We start from the raw sequence: 19,316 nt of genomic DNA, 5'->3' as shown, positions 1-19,316 counted from the left end.
CTTGGGCAGGTGGTGCAGGTCGGCCATGAGGAGCATGTTCTCCTCGCCGGTGATGAGGCCGTCGACGGCGGAGAACTGGCCGGTGACACCGATCGCGGCGCGGACGCCGTCGGGCGAGGAGGCGATGTCGTGTCCGGCGACCTGGGCCTGTCCGCCGTCGGCCCTGATGAGGGTGGAGAGGATCTTGACGGCGGTGGTCTTGCCGGCGCCGTTCGGTCCGAGGAGGGCGAAGACGGAGCCGGCCGGGATGTGCAGGTCGATGCCGTCGAGGACGGTCTTGTCGCCGTAGGACTTGCGCAGACCGACGGTGGAGACGGCGGCGGTACCGGACGGGGCGGATGGGGCGGACGGGCCGGACTGTCCGGGCATCGACATGGGCATGGGCATGTCAGAAGAAGGCATGACGCCCTCCATTCGCAGGGGTCTCGAAGAGTCTCGAAGAGTGAGGTGGGCGGGTGAGGGGCCGAGTCGGCGGAGGGGGTGCGGGAGCGGGACTCGGCCCCTGTCGCGGTGGGGCGGTGGCGCGGTGGGGCGGTTCTCAGACCTTGGCGGGTGTGGCCGGTCTGGCGGGTGCTCAGACCTTGGCGCGGCGGATGTCGATGTTGCCGTAGCGGGTGCGGGCCCGGACCTTGACGGTGTCCTCGGCGTCGTCCGGCGCGGTGGAACCGGTGAGGGAGTTGCGCACCTGCCCGGCGTTCGAGCTGGCGTCGAGCCACGCGGCGGTGCCCTCGCGGATGCCGAGGTCGATGGCGCCGTAGCTGGTCTCCAGCTGGATGGTGCCGCGGACGACGTCGTCCACCCGTACGGTGCCGTGGGCGGTGGTCGCGGTGACCGAGTCCTCGGCGCGCCGGATCTCGATGTCGCCGTTGGCGTTGCTGACCCGCAGCTCGCCGGTGGCGGCGCCGACGGTCGTGGTGCCGTGCGAGTTCTTCAGGACGCCGGTCCCGTCGATGAAGCCGACGCGCAGGCTGCCGGTGCTGGTGGTGATCTCGGCCGGGCCCTCGACCCGGTCGACGGTGATCGAGCCGTGCGAGGCGGTCAGCTTCAGCGGGCCCGTGGTGTCGAAGCGGACGTCGCCGGACGAGGTCTTCACCCGGACCTCACCGAGCCGGCCCTCGCCGAGCACCTGGGCCCAGGCGCCGGTGAACTCGACGTCCGAGCCGGCGGGCAGCTCGACCGCGACGTCGACCGTGCCGGTGCGGCCGAACAGGTTGGACTTGGGCGTCCGGACGGTCAGCGTGCCGCCGCCGAAGGTGACCTCGGTCTGCTCGGCGGCCCGCACGTCGATGTCCTTCTTCGGGTTGCGGGGCCGTACCTCGACGACCGTGTCGCTGCGCTCGCTCGCGGTGAACTGGATGGAACCGGCCTCCACGCGTGCGGTGGCCGAGATCGCTTCGGGGGTCTCGAAAGTAGGCATGGCTGTCCCGTCCTCTTGGGTCGGTAGGGCGTCCCCGCTGGTGGGACGTGGTGTGGGTTGAAGTGGTCCGGGCGGTGTGGTGCTGGTGGGCGGGCCGCGGGTGGGGCTAGCGCACCCAGCCCGTGAAGCTCTGCCCGACGGCTTGGCTCTTCTCCGGTGCGGCCGGCCGGGCGCCGCCGTCGACCGCGGCCGACACGGCGCGCACCAGCCACGCGTTGACCGACAGGCCCTCGCGGCCGGCGGCCTCCTCGGCGCGTGCCTTGAGGTGGGCCGGAAGGCGCAGGTTGACGCGTGCGGTGCCGCCGTCGTCGCCGTCGGCCGGGAGGGGCGTCCGGAACGGTTCGGCGGGTGCGGCCGGCTCCGCGGGGGCGCCGCCCTCGGCGGGCGGCAGCGTCACCACGAAGTCGGGGTCCAGACCCCGGAGCCGTACGTCGACCGAGCCGGGGGCGAGTTCACGGGTGATCTCGTCCATCGCGGCGGAGAGCACGTTGAGCATGGTCAGTCGGGTCGCCGACTCCAGGGGAGCGGTGAGGCGCTCGGCCAGCTCGCGGGCTTCGTCGCCCCCGGCTTCGGCGGCCACCGCGAGTTCCTGGCGGAGAGTGTCGACATACGGCGTGAGGTCCATGACGTCATAATGGCACCACGTTGGCGCCACATGCAACCCCTAGCGGCACCGATTTCGACAAGAGGTGCATGTCGCCCGCTCTGACCTGGGAAAACGCGACGGCGTCGCACTGAATCAAACTGGCGCCAGATGGTGGCGCGGCGACGCGAGGGCGTTCGGCGGCACCGATTGGCACCGCCTGGCACCGCCTGGCACCACGTGACACCACACGGCGCCACACGGTGCCACCGGCACTGCGCGGCACCGGCACTGCGCGGCACCGGCACTACGCGGACCGACCGACGCCACGCACACCCCCTCACTGATCGTGACCGTGATCGGGAATCCAGTTGCCGTGGAACCCGACGGGCACCCGTACCGGCAGATGCACGCGCGCGACGGGTTCGCCGCTCAGGTCCTGGGCGGCGAGGACCACCAGATCCGTGCCGCCCCGCTCCGGATCGAAGACGTACGACAGGACCCACCCGTCGTCCTCGGCACCGCCACCACCACTGCCCGCCGACGGCACGAACACGCCCTCGCCGACGTCCGCGTCCGGATGGAACCGGTGCACCTCGCTGCCGCCCCGCTCCAGGTCGAACTTGACGAGGGCGAGCCCGAGTTGGGCGAGCTCGGGCGCCGGTGAGGTGGGGGAGAGGAGGTGCCGGCGGGCGCGGTCGGCGGCGTAGCCGTCGGTGGGTTCGAGCACGCCGTAGCCGTACCGGTGCGCGCCGGTCGCCCGCCGCGGGTCGACCCGCGGGAACTCGACGGCCCGCTCGTCGATCAGGTCCTCGCGCACCGTCCCGGCGGCCAGGTCCACGGTCCACCGGACGAGCCGCGGCGGCGTCTCGTCGGGCCCGCGGCTGTCGCGCCCGGCGAACAACCGGTCGTAGCGGACCAGGTGAACCGTGATCAGCCCGGCCCCGTCCTCGTACGCGTTCATGGGATGGAAGACGAAGCACGGCTCGACCTCCAGCCACCGCACGTCCTCGGCCCGCCCCTCCCGCGGCAGCACCCCGAGCCGGGGCGTGCGCTCGGGGTCCCAGATGTAGGGCAGGGAGGACGGGGACGTGGCGACGTCCGGATTGAAGACCACGGGCAGGTCGTAGAGGAGGACGTACGAGGAGGTGAGCGAGAAGTCGTGCATCATCGGCCGCCCGCCGACGGGGACGTCGACCGCCCGCCGCACCCGCCCGTCGCGCGCGACCACCAGGTACTGCACGTACGGATACGCCCAGCAGTACGCGACGGCGTGCAGCTCACCGCTGACCGGGTCGACGGTGGTGTGCGCCGCGAACCCGCCCGGCAGGGTGCCCTGGAAGTCGTACGGGCCGAGGGTGTTGAGGTCGCCGTCCAGTTCGTAGGGCAGCGACCCGCCCTCGACGGTGGCGAGGTAGCGCCCGGCGAAGTTCAGGACGTGGGTGTTCGGCGCGACGTCCATGTCGAGGTGGCGCGGCCCGTGCACGGGCTTGTCGCCGAGGGCCGCCGCCATCGTGTCGCTGCGCACCCACCGGTTCCGGTACCACTCCGCCCGCCCGTCCCGCAGCCGCACCCCGTGCACCATCCCGGGACCGCTGAACCAGTGGTACGCCGCCGGGTCGTCGAGGTTCAACGGATTGGGCCCGTTGCGCAGATACCTCCCGTCGAGCCCCTCGGGCAGCCGCCCGCTCACCGGCAACGCACGAGCGGTGACCTCTTCCCGCACGGGAGCGAACAGCCCACGCAGATAAGGGTTTCCCTGATCGGCCATGACGGCCTCCTCGACGGGGTCAGGCAGGGGGTGGCCCGAAACTCCACCATCACGTCCACCATCCATCGGAACCCGCCCGAGGTCGACCCTCCCCAGCCCGGGCAGCAGAAGGGGGACCGGCCCGATGGCTGCTTCGCCCCCACTTTCGGAGGAGAAGCAGCCATCGGGCGATGATGGGGCTCCGATCGGGCGGGGAGGCCGCGGGATGAGTTACCCATTGCAGGCAGTCATCGCGGCGGACGAGTTGCTGCGGGTCGCATCCCGGGAGGTTCCCGGGGCTCAAGTGGTGTCGCTCGGACAGGGCCTGTCGCTGATGCCGATGACCGACGAGGTCTTCGACGCCGTCACGGACGGCAGCAGCGACGGGGCGGAACTGGGGTTCTGGAAGCTGCCCGGGGGCTTCGCGACGATGCTCGCCCGGTGGTCCTCGACAGGACCGATCGCCTACGTGGAAGCCGAGTACTTCGGCGGAGTCGGCGAACAACGCGCCGCTGTCTGGGCTGACGGTTCGCCGGCACTGGGACCACTGGACGCTTCCGAGAAGAAGCGGTTCTCACGGCCGGTCAGCCCGATCTCCCAAGCCTTGCGGCGGCTCGGTGCACGAAAGCGCCTGGGCGCGGACGAGTTCGAGGCCGTGGGTCTTGACCGCCACCGAAACACCGAGGACTGGACCGCGCCCGCCCCGGCCGACTGACCCTGCGCAGCCTCACCAGCTGATGGCGGCCGTACTCCGAGGAGCTGAACTCCAGGAATGACAAAAGACTTTGCCGATGCCCTGCACCGGCTCATGGAGGAACGCCGCCTGACCCCGCGGTCTGTCAGCACGGCTTCAGGGCTGGCCGAATCTACGATCCGTCAGCTCCTGACCGGCCAGATGCAGCCGACCGTTGAGCTGGTTCACCGCATTGGTCCCGCGCTGGGCATACCCGCGGCAGACCTGCGAGTCATCGCCGGACTCCATGCCGAGCCGTCCCGCGTGCCAGCTGCACGTGACGTGGTGTTGGGGTACGTCAATGACCTGAACTCGGCAAGCGAGGCCATGCGGGCAGCGTTTCCGTCGCTGGGTCAACTTGCGGGCGTGCTCGGTCTGGTCCGGACGCGCCAGATCGGACGGCGCGGGGAGGCGGGCGACTACTCCTACAGCGTTCACGGTGCGGGGTGCCTGTTCACCAGCCAGGAAGGCGCAGAGATCGATGTGGACTTCGAGCCTGACGGGACAGCGGTCTTCGACTTCTGGCGGCTGCACTTCTATGCGCGGAGCCTGCCCGATCCGCTCGACCTCACCGACGAGGATCTGCGCTCCGCGGTGGAGTCGCTGAGCCCCCTGCTGATCGAGGCACGGCCCGGGTGGTTCACCGCCGCTGAGGACAGGACTTCACGGTGAGGCCTGCATGGCCCTGTCGAAGGGCTACTCGTAGACGGTCGCGGCCATCAGCGCCCGAGCGAAGAACCGCCAGTCCCCGTGGGCCGGCACCTCGCGACCGGTGGTCCGGTACCAGCCGCCCGCGTCGTCGATCCAGGCGGACAGGGCTTCCAGGAAGCTGGAGAGATCGGCGTTCTCCCACGAGCTTCCATCCTCGGCGTGGTTGCGATGCAGGGCGCGCACGAAGGCAGCCAGATCTTCCCGGCTGTTGACACGCTCAGGTGCGGGCTCTGGGCCAGGCGCAGGGATCATGCCAGGCAGCCTATGGGGGAGGGCAGTTGCGGACTCACTGCCGATTGATGGGGATCTAAGGCGACTTCGCACAGGGCGGCGGGCACGACGTCGTCGGCCGTCTCGACCGGCCGCCGCTGGTCGCTGTAGTACGCCCGCCGAATGTGCGTGACGAGAGCGGATTTCTGAATCCTGAGCAGCGACGCCTCCTCGGCGGTCGCCTGTCGCGGCTCGGGCTGCTCGCGGCGCCGACTGAGCCGCTCAACTGGAAGCAGCGGAGAGGGCTGAGCTAGTCGAGCCAGATGAGCATGGCGTCTCCGGCACTTGCTGCCGCCTGGAAGAACCGGCCGAGCGCTTCGTAGTGGTCCGTCACGTATGTCAATGATTCGCCGCGCTCCCAGACGACGGTCGGGTAGATCTCCGCCTTGGCCAGGTCGGCAGGGCTGACGCCCTCCGTCAGGGCAGCGCTGGGAGTCGTGGCGAACGCGTCGGCGGCCGCACGGACCCGTTCCACGGTGAGGTACCGGGGCGGTTCGTAGCCCCAGTCCTCGGCGCCGGGTATCTCCTGCTCGCCGTGGACCACTGCGACCGGGAATCCGACGCGGCGCAGCAGGAAGTCGAGTGCGTGCCAGGCCTTGTCGATGTCGTGACTGCGCGCGTCGGGCAGTTCCGGCCGGTCGTCCGTCTCCGCGTCGATCAGTTCGCCCAGGAACTCCAAAGCCCACTCCGGATCACCGATCGCACGGTCGAGTTGGGCAGGGGTCATGCGTGCGTACTCGCCGATCATGCTCATGGCCGGAGATTAGCCGCGTGCACTGACAGTGCGGTCGAGCGGTCGAGCTGGTAGCGGCCACGGCCAGGACCACGAACGCCGACCTGCCCCCGGCCGCCTGATCCGCCACCGAGAACTTCGACACGTACTCGGCAGAGCGACCCGCAGAAGCGCGGCGACAGCCGGACCGCCCCGGACCCGCCGCATGATCCTCGGGGGAGTGGCCGGAGCTTCCGTATGCCCGCCGACACGCCCCTGACCAGCAGAAAGGCCCCACCGAAGCAGGGCCTACGAGAGGCGCCCCCGGCAGGACTCGAACCTGCGGCCAAGCGCTTAGAAGGCGCCTGCTCTATCCACTGAGCTACGGGGGCCGGTGTGTGGCCGTTGGCTCGGACGGACGGATGTGGGGGTGATCCGTGACCTTGCCGGGGACAAGGATAGGGCTCCCGGGGCCCGGTCCTTGTTGCTTCGCCTCCGTGGCTCGATGTGGAGGTTCAGTGAAGCGGTCCTGATAATCGCAGGCAGTTACGAATCCTGCACCGCTTTTGGCGTCTCACGCCCCGGGTGTTGTGCACTCGTTATGCCTGCGCCCCCTCTCGTCCCTTCCATCCCGCTGTGCGTTTCCTGTGACGTATCGCGCGTCTTATCTGGTCTCTCCTGACGCCTCCGTGGCGTCCTACTGGTGCTTTCTGACGTCTTATCGGCGCGCAGGTGCGGTCATATGCTTCAGAAAGCCAGCAAAATTGGGCATTCTTCGCATGTGGTGACCTTGGACGTACGGCCTCAGCTGCTCGACGCACTTACCGCGCTGCGCGACCGTGTCGCCGCCGCGCGCTTCCCGCTCCCCCTCACGGGGGCGCCACGCGCGCGTGCCAACCGCGGCGAGTTGCTCGCACAGCTCGACGACTACTTGGTGCCCCGGCTGCGGGCCCCCGAAGCGCCCCTTCTCGCCGTCATCGGCGGCTCCACGGGCGCCGGCAAGTCGACGCTCGTGAACTCGCTCGTGGGGCGCGTGGTGAGCGAGGCGGGCGTGCTGCGGCCGACGACCCGGACACCGGTGCTCGTCTGCCATCCGGACGACCACCACTGGTTCTCCGGAATGCGGGTGCTGCCCGACCTCACGCGCGCGTGGGTGCCCAGACAGAGCGACGCCGAGGCGGACGGCGAGGAGGACGACGACCCGCTCGTCCCCGTCCTGGACGACGACGAACAGGTGCTGCGCGTGGAGACCGCGGGCACCGTGCCGCGCGGCCTCGCCCTGCTCGACGCCCCGGACGTCGACTCCCTCGTCGCGGAGAACCGGCGGCTCGCCGCACGCCTCATCAGCGCCGCCGACGTGTGGATCATGGTGACCACCGCCTCCCGGTACGCCGACGCCGTCCCGTGGCACCTGCTGCGTACCGCCAAGGAGCACGACGCGAGCCTCGTGACCGTGCTCGACCGGGTGCCGCACCAGGTCGTCGCCGAGGTGGCCCGGCAGTACGGCGCCCTGCTCACCAAGGCCGGGCTCGGCGAAGTCCCCCGGTTCACCGTGCCCGAACTGCCGGAGTCGACCGGCAACGGCGGCCTCCTGCCGGCCACCGCCGTCGCCCCGCTGCGGGCCTGGCTCACCCACCGCGCCCAGGACCCCGACGCCCGCGCCCTCGCCGTCACCCGCACCGCCCGCGGCGTCCTCGACTCGCTGCGCGTCCGGATGCCCGAACTCGCCTCCGCCGTCGCCGCCCAGTACTCCGCCGCCGTACGGCTCACCAGCGCGGTGGAGGAGGCGTACGAGAACGAGCACGCGCGCGTACGCAGCCGGTTGCAAGAAGGCGCTGTGCTCGCCGGTGACGCCCTGAAGCGGTGGCGGAGCTATCCGCTGGACTGCTCGGCGGGGGAGCTGCTCGACGCCCTCGTGGAGAGCCTGGGCGCCCTGCTGCTGTGCGCCGTGACGGCCGCCGACGAACGCGTCGACGAGGCCTGGCGGCGCGAGCCCGGCGGCCGCACCCCGGAACTGACCGGGCGCGACCCCGGCCTGGAGAGTGCCGAGCACCGGATCGGCATGGCCGTACGGCGCTGGCGGCGGGTCCTCGAGGAGTACGCCGAGGAAGAGGTGCGGGCGGTCGGGGACGCCCAGGGTGCGACACCGCCCGACCCCGAGATCGTCGCCGCGCTCGTCGCCACCGCGCTGCTCGGCGGTCGGCGGGCCAGGGCCGCGGGCGAGAACCTCGCAGAACGCATCGGCGCCCAGGGCGCCCTGCGGCTGCGCGACCGCGGCGGGCGGCTGCTGAGCGAGTACCTGGACACCGTGCTCGGCGCGGAGCGCGAGCGCCGGCTCACGCCGCTCGACGGCCTCGGTGTCGGCCCCGAACCCCAGGCCGAACTGATCGCGGCCCTTTCGCTGCTGCAGAAGGAGAGGTGAGGGCGGTGACCGCCGTCACGGACCACACGGACCACACGGATCGCGCTGATCGCACGGATCGCACTGATCACTCGGACCATGTCGAGCGCACCGAACCCGCCGGTTCCGCGGGGTCCTCCAATTCCCCCGGCTCCTCCAGTCCTTCCAGCCCCTCTAACCCCTCCAGTCCCAACCCCTCCAGTTCCGCCGTCGGCGCCTGGGACGACGGGCTCATCGCGCGGCGGGCCGGCGGCCAGCCGGGTGACGTACGTGACGTGCTGGAGCCGCCGGCGGCCCCGTGCGCGTACGAGGACGGGCACGACGGCCAGCTGAAGCAGCGCCTCGACGCGCTGCGCGAACTCGTCGGGCTCTCCAGGACGCGGCTCGACGGCGGCACCCTCGCCGAAGCGGGGCGGGTTCTCGACGAGGCAGCGGCCCGGCGCAGGCTCTCGGCCCGGCACACCGTCGTCGCCGTCGCCGGCGCCACCGGCAGCGGCAAGTCGACCCTCTTCAACGCCCTCGCGGGAGTGCCCCTCTCGGAGACCGGACTGCGCCGGCCCACCACCTCCGCGCCGATCGCGTGCAGCTGGACGGACGGCGCGGCCGGGCTGCTCGACCGGCTCGGCATCCCGGGCCGCTCGCGACGGCGCCCGCTCCAGGGCCAGCACGGCGAGGCGAAGCTGGAGGGCCTCGTCCTCGTCGACCTGCCCGACCACGACTCGGCCGCGCCCGCGCATCGCGAGCAGGTCGACCGGGTGCTCGCCCTCGTCGACGCCGTCATCTGGGTGGTGGACCCGGAGAAGTACGCCGACGCGATGCTGCACGAGCGCTATCTGCGGCCCATGGCGGGGCACGCCGAGGTGATGTTCGTGGTGCTCAACCAGATCGACCGGCTGCCCGGCGACGCCGCCGAGCAGGTCCTCGACGACCTGCGGCGCCTCCTCGACGAGGACGGCATCGCGCTCGGCGAGCACGGGGAGCCGGGCGCCACCGTGCTGCCGCTGTCCGCGCTTACCGGCGACGGCGTCGGGGAACTGCGCGACGCGCTCGACCAGTTCACGGCCGAGCGGCGGGCCGCCGTGCGCCGGATCGCCGCCGACGTCGACGCCGCCGCCGACCATCTGCGCCCCGTGTACGCGGCCGGCCGGCAGATCGGTCTGAGCGAGGCGGCCCGCGAGGAGTTCACCGACCGGCTCGCCGAGGCCGTCGGAGCGGCAGCCGCGGGCCAGGCCGCCGAACGCGCCTGGGCCCGCGGCGCCAACAAGGCGTGCGGCACCCCGTGGCTCAGGCTCTGGCGCTGGTACGAGGCGCAGCGCGCGCTCGGCTCGCCCGTCCAGCCCCCCGTGGTCCCGGTCGAGGAGGAGGCCACGGCGCGGCAGCGCGTCGAGCACGCCGTCCGGGCCGTCGGAGACGCCGCCGCGACCGGGCTGCCCGCCGCGTGGGGGCAGGCCGTGCGGGAGGCCGCGACGCGCGGTGCCGAAGGGCTGCCGGAGGCGCTCGACGAGCTGGCCGTGACGGGTACGCCGGCGGGCGGTTCCCGGGCCCAGGGCGCGGCATCCCCTGCGCGTCCTGCGGGTTCCGCGGGTCCTGCCGGTCCTTACGGGCCGAGCGGGCGGCCGCCGCGGCCGGGCTGGTGGCCGGTCGCCGTGCTCGCCCAGGTGTCCATGACGATCCTTCAGGTGCTGGGCGGACTCTGGCTGTTGGGCCAGATCGTCGGCGTCGTCCCGCCGAACCTCGGGGTGCCGGTGCTGATGATGCTGGCCGGGATCGTCGGCGGGCCGTGCGTGGAGTGGTCCTGCCGGATGGCGGCGAAGGGGCCCGCGCGGCGCTACGGCCAGGACGCGGAACGGCGCTTGCGGGACGCGGCCGCGGCCTGCGGCAGGGCGCGGGTGCTCGACCCCGTCGCGGCGGAGCTGCTGCGGTACCGGGAGGTGCGGGAGCAGTACGTACGGGTGGCCGGGTTTTCCACAACCGGGCGGTAGGACACAGGCGTCGGCGGGGATCGCGGCGCGGGGGCAGTCTGGTGATCGCGGCTCGGGAGGGGCCCGGGCCGCGAGAGGCGCCCGCCGTGGGCGGGGCGCAGGGGGAGGGGTTGCGATGAGCAGCGAGACGATGGTGACCGTGGTGGGGAACGTGGCGACGACCCCGGTCTTCCGGGAGTTGCCGACGGGGCCGGTCGCCCGGTTCCGGCTCGCGGCGCACGCCCGCCGCTTCGACCGGGTGCAGAACGTGTGGGTGGACGGCCACACGAACTTCTTCACTGTGTGGGCCTGGCGGGCGCTCGGGTCGAACGTGCAGAGCTCGCTCTCGCTCGGCGAACCGGTGGTGGTGCAGGGCAAGTTGAAGGTGCGGGACGAGGAGCGGGGCGGGCAGCACTGGACGTCCGCCGACATCGAGGCGGTCGCCATCGGCCACGACCTGTCGCGCGGCACCTCCGCGTTCCGGCGGGTGACGCTGACCCGGTCGGGGAGCGCCGTACCGTCCGACGCGTCCGATCCGCCCGGGGAGCCGAGGGCCGCTCGGCGGGCGGCGCACGGGTCGCCCGAGCCGTCCTTCGAGATCGAGCCGGAACCGGAACCGGAGCCGGAGCCGGTCGGCTGACCAGGATCACCTCAGTGACCTCAGTGACCTCAGTGACCTCAGTGACCTGAGCGGTCTGATTGACCTGAGCGACCTGGCTGACGCGGCTGACCGAAGTGCGGCATATCGGCGATTGCGTACCGGTGATTTGTCGATATGCCCAGCTCGGGGCCGATGTTGGCGATAACGATTACGAGTCGGATCGGTTGCCGGAAGACAGCTCCGGGCATCGCGATAGGTCGCTTCCCTAGGATGCCGGGCGTAGCTCTGTGGGCTCAAAGGGGTTCGAAGAGGCTCAAGGGTCGGCTGAATCGCCCTCGTTGGCGCTCCGGCCGGCATCGCTTCTGTCGGCGGGACACTCACCCCCCATGTGTCACACGTCCTGCCTGAAGGGAATTACGTGTTTTCTGTGTTCTCACGGGCCGGCCGGCGCGGACGAGTCACCGCTCGTCTGGCCGCGGCGGCCCTGGCGTCGGGGCTCGTCGCCACCGGGGCGATATCCGGCGCGGGTGCGGCCGTCGCGGACGACGGGGTCAGGGAGCAGGGCGGCGCGAGCGCCACCATCAGCGGCCTGGAGACCTACGGCGAGGCGGTCGTCCACCGGGACGGACAGGACGAGAAGGTCTCCGCGGGCCTCTTCCGGATGACCGTCGACGGTGGCGGGACGCTGCAGACGTACTGCATCGACCTGCACAACCCGACGCAGACGGAGGCCAAGTACCAGGAGACGCCCTGGAGCGGCACGTCGCTGGGCGGCAACCCGGCGGCGGGCAAGATCCGTTGGATCCTGCAGAACTCCTACCCCCAGGTCAACGATCTGGCGGCGCTCGCCCGCAAGGCCCGCACCGGAAGCCTCACCGAGCAGGACGCCGCGGCCGGCACCCAGGTCGCCATCTGGCGCTACTCCGACCAGGCCGACGTCGACGCGGTCAGCCCCGCGGCCGAGAAGCTCGCCGACTACCTGCACAAGAGCGCCCGTTCGCTGACCGAGCCGCAGGCGTCGCTGACCCTGTCGCCGCAGGCCGTGTCCGGAAACCCGGGCGAGCGGCTCGGCCCGGTCACCGTCCACACGAACGCCGAGAGCCTCACCGTGACGCCGCCCGCCGAGGCCGCCGCGGGCGGGGTGAAGGTCGTCGACAAGGACGGCACGCCCGTCACCTCGGCGACCGACGGCAGCCGGATCTACTTCGACGTCCCCGCGGACGCCGCGTCCGGCTCGGCCGCGCTGACCGTGCAGGGCTCGACCACGGTGCCGGTCGGCCGCGCCTTCGCCTCCGACACGCGCAGCCAGACCCAGGTCCTCGCGGGCTCCAGCGAGTCCACGGTCTCCGCGACCGCGACGGCGACCTGGGCGAAGGAAGGCGCCGTGCCCGCGCTGTACGCGCGCAAGAACTGCGCCGCGGGCGGCGTCGACATCACGGCGACGAACAAGGGCGACGAGCCGTTCAGCTTCCGGCTCATGGGCACCCGGCACACCATCCCGGCCGAGTCCTCCCGGACGGTGACGATCCCGCTCCAGGAGGACCAGGCCTACGACTTCACGATCAAGGGTCCGAACGGGTTCGAGAAGCGCCTGCGCGGCGTCCTCGACTGCAAGACGGCGTCCGCGGCCACCGCCGCCGACGACGGCCTCACCACCCAGACCACGACGCAGCCCAGCCCCGCGTCCGTCGGCGGCACCGGCACGGCGGGCACGGACCTGGCGGAGACGGGCAGCTCGAACGCGACGCCGGTGATCGCCGGCATCGCCATCGTGCTCGTCCTGGTGGGCGGTGTGTCGGTCGTCCTGGGCCGCAAGAAGAAGGCGTCGTCGAGCGACGGCGAGTGACGTCGCGCGCACCGGAGCGCCGTGCTCAGTGCCCGTCGGACCGGCGGGCCCGGGCCACCAGGTCCGGGGGGACGTCCGGGCCCGCGCACGCGTAGTCGATCAGCTGGTCCCGGTAGGCGGTGTTCGCGAGCGCCGGGGCCAGGTCGATCAGGGCGCGCAGGTCATCGGCCGACCCGGCCAGACGGGTACGGAAGGCGGCCCTCGCCGCGCGCAACGTGACGTCCCCGGGCTCGTGCTCCAGACCCCGCTCGACGAGCCGCACGGCCTCGGCGAAGTCGCCCTGTTCGGCGCGCACGTCGGCGAGGTCCAGGTGGAGCGACCAGTTGGTGGGGTCCAGGACCAGGGCGTCCTCGTACGCCGCCGCGGCCTGCCCCGGATCACCCATCGCCCGCCAGGTGGCCGCGCGGGCGACGGCGGTCCACATGACCCGGCCGGCGGCGTCGGCGCGGTCGCACAGGGCGAAGGCCAGGTCGTAGCGGCCGCAGGCGCGGGGCAGCCGGGACATGGCGGCCAGCGACTCCGGCACGGGGCTGCGCGCGGACACCACGTCGAGCGCGTGGAACCACGGGGCGAACCGCTCACGCATGGCGTCGCTGTCCAGGTCGTGCCCGTAGTCCAGGGCGCGCAGACACGCCTCCGCCAGCGCCTCGGCGCTCACCGCACCCAGGAAGCGCGCATCGCCGAACCAGGGCGCCGCACCCCACGCCACGTCGGGCCGCGCCCCCGTCACCGACCCGAGGGCCATCGCGGCGTCGTCCACGTCCCCGTCGAGGAACAGGAAGTAGGCCTGCGCCAGCACGGAGCGCAACGAACCGTCCCGTTTGAGCGGCCCCTCGACCTCAGTGCGCCGCTCCCGCCACAACTCGGCGAGCGAGGCATAGGCCTCCGGCTCGGCGGGTGCCGCGGCTATCGCCCCGACCAGAACGTCCACGGCACCGACCGGGCTCCCGCCACAGTGCGCCAACACCCGAGCGAGCTGCACGCCCGCGTTCACCGACTGGTTCGACATGGCCGGAGAGTATCCGCGGGCGTCCGCTCGGTGAGCGGCGCATGGTGAGCGGCGATCGACGGGTAGCGACCCACAGTGACCGGCCCGCTACCGCGCCCCGCTCCGAACCCCCAGTTCAGGGCCCCAGCCCGATACGGGTTTCCGTCGTGGGGTGGCCGTCAGGCAAGATGGGGTGTATCTGCCCTCACGCGGTGGAGCCGCGGAACGCGGGTCCCACACTTCGACTGCCGGACGGTTTCTCTTGGCTGAGTTCATCTACACCATGCGCAAGACGCGCAAGGCGCACGGCGACAAGGTGATCCTCGATGACGTCACCCTGAACTTCCTGCCGGGAGCGAAGATCGGCGTCGTCGGTCCGAACGGTGCCGGTAAGTCGACCGTCCTGAAGATCATGGCGGGCCTTGAGCAGCCGTCGAACGGTGACGCCTACCTGTCGCCCGGCTTCAGCGTCGGCATCCTCATGCAGGAGCCGAAGCTCGACGACGCCAAGACCGTGCTGGAGAACGTCCAGGACGGCGCGGCCGAGATCATGGGCAAGCTCAAGCGCTTCAACGAGGTCGCCGAGCTCATGGCCACCGACTACTCGGACGAGCTCATGGAGGAGATGGGCAAGCTCCAGGAGGACCTCGACCACGCCGACGCGTGGGACCTCGACGGTCAGCTGGAGCAGGCCATGGACGCCCTGGGCTGCCCGCCCGGCGACTGGCCCGTCACGAACCTCTCCGGTGGTGAGAAGCGCCGCGTCGCGCTCTGCAAGCTCCTCATCGAGGCGCCCGACCTGCTGCTCCTCGACGAGCCCACCAACCACCTCGACGCCGAGTCCGTGAACTGGCTGGAGCAGCACCTCGCCCAGTACAAGGGCGCCGTCGTGGCCGTCACCCACGACCGGTACTTCCTCGACAACGTCGCGGAGTGGATCCTCGAGCTCGACCGCGGCCGCGCCATCCCCTACGAGGGCAACTACTCAACCTACCTCACCAAGAAGTCCGAGCGGCTCAAGGTCGAGGGCAAGAAGGACGAGAAGCGGCAGAAGCGGCTCAAGGAAGAGCTGGAGTGGGTGCGGTCCAACGCCAAGGGGCGTCAGGCCAAGTCCAAGGCCCGTCTCGCTCGTTACGAGGAGATGGCCGCCGAGGCCGACAAGATGCGGAAGCTGGACTTCGAGGAGATCCAGATCCCGCCGGGCCCGCGGCTGGGCAGCATCGTCGTCGAGGTCGAGCACCTCAGCAAGGCCTTCGGCGAGAAGGTCCTCATCGACGACCTGAGCTTCACGCTGCCGCGCAACGGCATCGTCGGCATCATCGGTCCGAACGGCGCGGGCAAGACCACGCTCTTCAAGATGATCCAGGGCCTGGAGGAGGCGGACTCCGGCAGCATCAAGGTCGGCGACACCGTCAAGATCTCCTACGTCGACCAGAACCGCGCCAACATCGACCCGAAGAAGACCCTCTGGGCCGTGGTGAGCGACGAGCTCGACTACATCAACGTCGGCCAGGTCGAGATGCCCAGCCGTGCGTACGTCTCCGCCTTCGGCTTCAAGGGCCCCGACCAGCAGAAGCCGGCCGGCGTGCTCTCCGGCGGTGAGCGCAACCGCCTGAACCTCGCGCTCACCCTCAAGCAGGGCGGCAACCTGCTGCTCCTCGACGAGCCGACGAACGACCTCGACGTCGAGACCCTGAGCAGCCTCGAGAACGCGCTGCTGGAGTTCCCCGGCTGCGCCGTCGTCGTCTCCCACGACCGCTGGTTCCTGGACCGGGTGGCCACGCACATCCTCGCGTACGAGGGTGATTCCAAGTGGTTCTGGTTCGAGGGCAACTTCGAGTCGTACGAGAAGAACAAGGTCGAGCGGCTCGGCGCCGACGCCGCCCGTCCGCACCGGGCCACCTACAAGAAGCTGACCCGCGGCTGATGGCACGCCACGTATACGCCTGCCCCCTGCGCTGGGCGGACATGGACGCGTACGGCCACGTCAACAATGTGGTCTTTCTTCGGTACCTCGAAGAAGCGCGCATCGACTTCCTGTTCCGGCCGGACAAGGACTTCCAGCAGGGGTCTGTCGTGGCGCGCCATGAGATCGACTACAAGCGGCAGTTGGTCCACCGGCACGCGCCGGTGGCCATCGAGCTGTGGGTGACCGAGATACGGGCCGCTTCGTTCACGCTCAGCTATGAGGTGAAGGACGCGGACGAGGTCTACGTGCAGGCGTCGACCGTGATCGTGCCGTTCGACTTCGAGGCGCAGCGGCCGCGGCGGATCACCGCCGAGGAGCGCGCCTTCCTGGAGGAGTACCGGGACGACGGCAGCCCTTCGGGGGCGCTCGCCGCATGAGCGCGCCCGTGCTGTACTTCGCCGACCCCGGGGAGGCGGCGGACCTCGCCGCCTTCCTGGGCCGGCTGCTGCACTACGACAAGGCGGCCGCCGTCCGGCTGCAGGCGCAGGCCGGCGGGCAGGCGCTCGCGGTGTTCGGCCGGCCGCCGTCGTTCGAGGTGCTCGCCATCCGTACGGCACGCCTGCTCAAGCCGTACGAGAACGGGATCGACGACTCCCTCGACGTGACCGTGTCCGCCGGGCAGCTGCTGGAGTCGGTCGACGCGGACGGGGGCGCGTCGAGCGCCGTGGTCCCGCCGGCCGTCACCGGGCCGCCGTGGGCCGGGGTGCTGCCGCCCCGGGGCGGCTGGGAGCGGCTCGACGGGTTCCCGGACGCCGCCGCGCTGCACGGTCTTGTGAAGGCCGCCGTCGCCGAGTTCCGGGCGCGGGTCGAGGAGTTGGCGCCCGAGGCGCGGACGCGGGCCGAGCTCGATCACATCGGCCGGGAGATCTGGTCGCGCCAGATCGCGGGCAGCGGCGTACCCGTGCGGGTCGCCCACGCCGCGGTGTCCCTCGGCTTCCTGCGGGGCACGCCGGCCGATCTGCTGACCTCCGGCGCGTGGGTGCGGCTGCGCACCGCGTACGGTTCCGTGGCCATGCGGCGGACCGGCTCGGGCCTCGGCGGCCTGTTCGTCGGCCCCGCCTGACGGCCGCCCACCGGCGGGCGAAGGCCGCTCAGCGCTCCTGGTCGTCCGGCCAGATCTGGATGTGGTCCTCCTCCAGCTCCAGCATGACGCGGTCGCGCATGCCCAGCGACTCCGTGTACTCCGTGGGGAGTTGGAGCCGGCCCGCCCGGTCCAGCATCGCGTACTCGCGCGAGACCAGGGACTCCTGACCCGTCGCCGCGTCGACGTGCGTGCGGCGCAGCACCTCCGTCGACGTACGGCCGTCGCGGATGGCGACCGTGCGGCGCACCTCGCTCGCCACCGTCTGGTCGTGCGTGACGATGACGACCGTCGTGCCGAGCTCCTCGTTCGCGGTGCGGAACGCGGCGAAGATCTGCTCGCCGGTGTGCGAGTCGAGTTCGCCGGTGGGTTCGTCGGCGAGCAGCACCTTCGGCTCGTTGGCGAGGGCCACGGCGATCGCCACGCGCTGCTGCTGGCCGCCGGACATCTGCTGCGGGCGGCGGTCGCGGCAGTCGGCCACGCCCAGCAGGTCGAGGAGCTCGGTGGCCCGCTCCGACTTCTTCGCGCGGCGCGTCCGGCCGCGCAACTGCATCGGCAGGGACACGTTCTGAGCCGCCGTCAGGTACGGCAGGAGGTTGCGGGCCGTCTGCTGCCAGACGAAGCCGACGGTCTCGCGGCGGTAGCGCAGACGGTCCTTCGCGGTCATCGTGAGCAGATCGTGGTCGGCGACCTTGGCGGCGCCCGCGGTGGGTTCGTCGAGGCCCGCGAGGATGTTCATGAGCGTCGACTTGCCGCTGCCCGACGCGCCGACCAGCGCCATCAACTCCCCTTCCCGTACGAGGAGGTCGAGGCCCTGGAGGGCCTGGACCTCCACGCCGTCCGTGGTGAAGATGCGGACCAACCGGTCGCAGGTGATCAGCGCGTCGTGGCCGTAGGCCGGGCGGTCCCGGTGGGCGGAGGCGCGTCGTTCGAGTTCGGCGAGGGTGGGGGTGCCCGTCGTTTCCTCGGTCGTCATCGTGTTTCGGTCTCCCGCTTCATGGGTCGATGGCCGGCTGACCGCCGGTGAGGGCCGGGCGCGCCCCGCGCCCCTGCGGGGGCGCTCACGCGCCCTCGCCCGCTCTCAACTCCCGTACGGAGCCCCGGCGTCCTGACCACCACGCCTGGAGCGCCGCCACGCCCACGGTCAGCAGCAGGACGCACGCCGCCGGGACCAGGAGGGACAGGGCGTCCGTGTGCAGGCGGCCCGCCGAGGCGCTCGTCGCCTCGCCGAGCGCCAGGCTCGTCAGATCCAGGCCCGGGGCCAGCAGCCGGACCGCCGCCCAGCCGGTGAGGGCGCCGCCCGCCGCCGCCAGCAGCGACTGGGGGAGCGCCTCCAGGATCAGCAGGCGGCGGGCCTGCGGGCGGGTGAGGCCCATCGTGCGCAGCCGGGCCAGGAGCGCGAGGCGCTCGGGCGTGGCCCGCGCCAGGGCCAGGAGCAGTGCGAGGGCGGCGAGTCCCGCGCCCGCGGCGACCGCCGCGACGTAGATGCCGGTGGCCCCGGTCTGCAGCGGCGAGTCGACGTAGTGGGCGCGCTCCACGGCGCGCACCCGCACCGTCGTGCCCGTCCCCGCCGCCTTGCGCAGCGCGGGCGCGTCGACGGAGGGGCCGGTCAGCAGCAGCGCGGTCGTGCGGGACGGGACGCCGGTCAGGTGCGCGAGCCCGGTCGCGTCGACCACCAGGAAGTCGTCGGGAAGCGCCGGCGTCGTGTCGCGGACGGCGGCGACGCGCAGGGGGACCTCCTCGCCGTTCATCCACAGGGTGAGCCGCCCGCGGTCGAAGAGGGCCGCCATGGAAGGGGAGACCAGGGCCGGCAGCGTGGTGCCGCCCGACGGCTTCAACTCCCGTGCCCCGAACGCTCCGAGGCCCGTGTGCCGGGCCAGCCGCGCGTACGCGTCCGGGGCGACCGCCGCGAGCGGGACGCGGCGTGTGCTGTCGAGGATCTCGGCGTCGTAGCGGACCGAGACCGTGGTGACCTCGTCGACGCCCCGCGTCGCACGGACCCGGGAGACGGTCCCGGCGGACAGGGGGCCACCGGCGTCGACCCGGGCGTCCGCGCCGGTCGCCAGGAGCGCCGCCCGGTCCCTGGCCCCGTCGATCCCGGCCAGCACGCTGCCGCCGAACGCCGCCGTGGTCAGCGCCGTCAGCAGGGCGAGCAGCGGCAGCACCGCGGTGCCCGCGCTCGCCGACGCCGGCCTCCGAGCGTGCATGACCGAACCGGCGCCGAGGAAGAGCCCCGCCTTGAAGAAGACGGGCTGGCTCTCCTGCCACTTCCCCTGCTGATCTGGGCCGCGCT

The 19,316-nt window shown here is 71.9% G+C and carries 18 protein-coding genes, 1 tRNA gene and 1 pseudogene; 9 read left to right on the top strand and 11 right to left on the bottom strand.

Annotated features, from left to right (window positions below; genetic code table 11):
- The 4 genes from RBJ77_RS30550 to RBJ77_RS30535 all read right to left on the bottom strand — a co-directional run.
- The coding region (locus RBJ77_RS30550; protein WP_372347958.1) for an ATP-binding cassette domain-containing protein at positions 1-381 on the bottom strand (381 nt) is incomplete at its 3' end.
- Between the two features lie 193 nt (positions 382-574).
- Entirely contained in the window at positions 575-1,417 is an 843-nt protein-coding gene (locus tag RBJ77_RS30545; protein WP_372347957.1) for a DUF4097 domain-containing protein, read from the bottom strand.
- Between the two features lie 106 nt (positions 1,418-1,523).
- Entirely contained in the window at positions 1,524-2,042 is a 519-nt protein-coding gene (locus RBJ77_RS30540; protein WP_372347956.1) for a hypothetical protein, read from the bottom strand.
- A 298-nt stretch (positions 2,043-2,340) separates the two neighbouring features.
- A complete protein-coding gene (locus RBJ77_RS30535; protein WP_372347955.1) occupies positions 2,341-3,771 on the bottom strand; it encodes a carotenoid oxygenase family protein in 1,431 nt (476 codons plus the stop codon).
- Positions 3,772-3,895: 124 nt separating this feature from the next.
- Between RBJ77_RS30535 and RBJ77_RS30530 the strand changes: the two genes are divergently transcribed.
- Complete coding sequence (locus RBJ77_RS30530) at positions 3,896-4,465, top strand: hypothetical protein (RefSeq protein WP_372347954.1); 570 nt, start codon at positions 3,896-3,898, stop codon at positions 4,463-4,465.
- Positions 4,466-4,522: 57 nt separating this feature from the next.
- On the top strand, positions 4,523-5,155 hold the full coding sequence (locus tag RBJ77_RS30525) for a helix-turn-helix domain-containing protein (protein ID WP_372347953.1): 633 nt from the start codon (positions 4,523-4,525) through the stop codon (positions 5,153-5,155).
- Between the two features lie 24 nt (positions 5,156-5,179).
- Here the strand turns inward: RBJ77_RS30525 and RBJ77_RS30520 are convergent, their stop codons facing one another.
- The 4 genes and pseudogenes from RBJ77_RS30520 to RBJ77_RS30505 form a co-directional block, all read right to left on the bottom strand.
- Complete coding sequence (locus tag RBJ77_RS30520; RefSeq protein ID WP_372347952.1) at positions 5,180-5,377, bottom strand: hypothetical protein; 198 nt, start codon at positions 5,375-5,377, stop codon at positions 5,180-5,182.
- A 103-nt stretch (positions 5,378-5,480) separates the two neighbouring features.
- Positions 5,481-5,682: pseudogene (locus RBJ77_RS30515) on the bottom strand (UTRA domain-containing protein); the annotation flags it as partial.
- 32 nt (positions 5,683-5,714) lie between these two features.
- Positions 5,715-6,218, bottom strand: a complete 504-nt coding sequence (locus RBJ77_RS30510) for a YfbM family protein (protein ID WP_372347951.1) — start codon at positions 6,216-6,218, stop codon at positions 5,715-5,717.
- 277 nt (positions 6,219-6,495) lie between these two features.
- A tRNA-Arg gene (locus tag RBJ77_RS30505) sits at positions 6,496-6,568 on the bottom strand.
- Positions 6,569-6,957: 389 nt separating this feature from the next.
- Here RBJ77_RS30505 and RBJ77_RS30500 point away from each other — a divergent pair.
- The 4 genes from RBJ77_RS30500 to RBJ77_RS30485 all read left to right on the top strand — a co-directional run bounded on the left by RBJ77_RS30500 (position 6,958) and on the right by RBJ77_RS30485 (position 12,985).
- The gene (locus RBJ77_RS30500) at positions 6,958-8,598 is read left to right on the top strand and encodes a dynamin family protein (RefSeq protein WP_372347950.1); all 1,641 of its coding nucleotides are present in this window, start codon (positions 6,958-6,960) and stop codon (positions 8,596-8,598) included.
- A gap of 254 nt (positions 8,599-8,852) precedes the next feature.
- Positions 8,853-10,559 (top strand): YfjP family GTPase, encoded by a 1,707-nt coding sequence (locus RBJ77_RS30495; protein ID WP_372347949.1) that lies wholly within the window; start codon positions 8,853-8,855, stop codon positions 10,557-10,559.
- Between the two features lie 115 nt (positions 10,560-10,674).
- Positions 10,675-11,178 (top strand): single-stranded DNA-binding protein, encoded by a 504-nt coding sequence (locus RBJ77_RS30490; RefSeq protein ID WP_372347948.1) that lies wholly within the window; start codon positions 10,675-10,677, stop codon positions 11,176-11,178.
- 379 nt (positions 11,179-11,557) lie between these two features.
- Positions 11,558-12,985, top strand: a complete 1,428-nt coding sequence (locus RBJ77_RS30485; protein WP_372347947.1) for a Cys-Gln thioester bond-forming surface protein — start codon at positions 11,558-11,560, stop codon at positions 12,983-12,985.
- Between the two features lie 25 nt (positions 12,986-13,010).
- Here RBJ77_RS30485 and RBJ77_RS30480 read toward each other — a convergent pair whose 3' ends face one another.
- Entirely contained in the window at positions 13,011-13,994 is a 984-nt protein-coding gene (locus RBJ77_RS30480; protein WP_372347946.1) for a tetratricopeptide repeat protein, read from the bottom strand.
- Positions 13,995-14,235: 241 nt separating this feature from the next.
- On the opposite strand from RBJ77_RS30480, the gene ettA reads away from it, so the two are divergent.
- The 3 genes from ettA to RBJ77_RS30465 are packed head-to-tail and all read left to right on the top strand — an operon-like array spanning position 14,236 to position 17,005.
- A complete protein-coding gene (gene ettA / locus RBJ77_RS30475; protein ID WP_255980580.1) occupies positions 14,236-15,900 on the top strand; it encodes an energy-dependent translational throttle protein EttA in 1,665 nt (554 codons plus the stop codon).
- Entirely contained in the window at positions 15,900-16,319 is a 420-nt protein-coding gene (locus tag RBJ77_RS30470) for a thioesterase family protein (RefSeq protein ID WP_255980582.1), read from the top strand. The genes ettA and RBJ77_RS30470 overlap by 1 nt, the downstream gene beginning before the upstream one ends.
- Entirely contained in the window at positions 16,316-17,005 is a 690-nt protein-coding gene (locus tag RBJ77_RS30465) for a hypothetical protein (protein ID WP_372347945.1), read from the top strand. Before RBJ77_RS30470 ends, RBJ77_RS30465 begins: the two co-directional genes overlap by 4 nt.
- 28 nt (positions 17,006-17,033) lie before the next feature.
- Here RBJ77_RS30465 and RBJ77_RS30460 read toward each other — a convergent pair whose 3' ends face one another.
- Both RBJ77_RS30460 and RBJ77_RS30455 read right to left on the bottom strand, forming a co-directional pair.
- Positions 17,034-17,999, bottom strand: coding sequence for an ABC transporter ATP-binding protein (locus tag RBJ77_RS30460; protein WP_255980586.1), 966 nt, complete (start codon positions 17,997-17,999; stop codon positions 17,034-17,036).
- Between the two features lie 85 nt (positions 18,000-18,084).
- On the bottom strand, positions 18,085-19,316 hold a 1,232-nt coding region (locus RBJ77_RS30455), incomplete at its 5' end, for an FtsX-like permease family protein (protein WP_372347944.1).

This window comes from Streptomyces sp. KL116D (assembly GCF_030766975.1).
Lineage (GTDB): Bacteria > Actinomycetota > Actinomycetes > Streptomycetales > Streptomycetaceae > Streptomyces > Streptomyces longispororuber_A.
This window is presented reverse-complemented; position numbering and strand designations above follow the sequence as displayed.

Bases quoted from the DNA above. Each gene is read 5' to 3' on its own strand.
- RBJ77_RS30545 (WP_372347957.1), bottom strand. From the start codon at position 1,417: ATGCCTACTTTCGAGACCCCCGAAGCGATCTCGGCCACCGCACGCGTG.
- RBJ77_RS30540 (WP_372347956.1), bottom strand. From the start codon at position 2,042: ATGGACCTCACGCCGTATGTCGACACTCTCCGCCAGGAACTCGCGGTG.
- RBJ77_RS30535 (WP_372347955.1), bottom strand. From the start codon at position 3,771: ATGGCCGATCAGGGAAACCCTTATCTGCGTGGGCTGTTCGCTCCCGTG.
- RBJ77_RS30530 (WP_372347954.1), top strand. From the start codon at position 3,896: ATGGCTGCTTCGCCCCCACTTTCGGAGGAGAAGCAGCCATCGGGCGAT.
- RBJ77_RS30525 (WP_372347953.1), top strand. From the start codon at position 4,523: ATGACAAAAGACTTTGCCGATGCCCTGCACCGGCTCATGGAGGAACGC.
- RBJ77_RS30510 (WP_372347951.1), bottom strand. From the start codon at position 6,218: ATGAGCATGATCGGCGAGTACGCACGCATGACCCCTGCCCAACTCGAC.
- RBJ77_RS30490 (WP_372347948.1), top strand. From the start codon at position 10,675: ATGAGCAGCGAGACGATGGTGACCGTGGTGGGGAACGTGGCGACGACC.
- RBJ77_RS30480 (WP_372347946.1), bottom strand. From the start codon at position 13,994: ATGTCGAACCAGTCGGTGAACGCGGGCGTGCAGCTCGCTCGGGTGTTG.
- RBJ77_RS30470 (WP_255980582.1), top strand. From the start codon at position 15,900: ATGGCACGCCACGTATACGCCTGCCCCCTGCGCTGGGCGGACATGGAC.
- RBJ77_RS30465 (WP_372347945.1), top strand. From the start codon at position 16,316: ATGAGCGCGCCCGTGCTGTACTTCGCCGACCCCGGGGAGGCGGCGGAC.
- RBJ77_RS30460 (WP_255980586.1), bottom strand. From the start codon at position 17,999: ATGACGACCGAGGAAACGACGGGCACCCCCACCCTCGCCGAACTCGAA.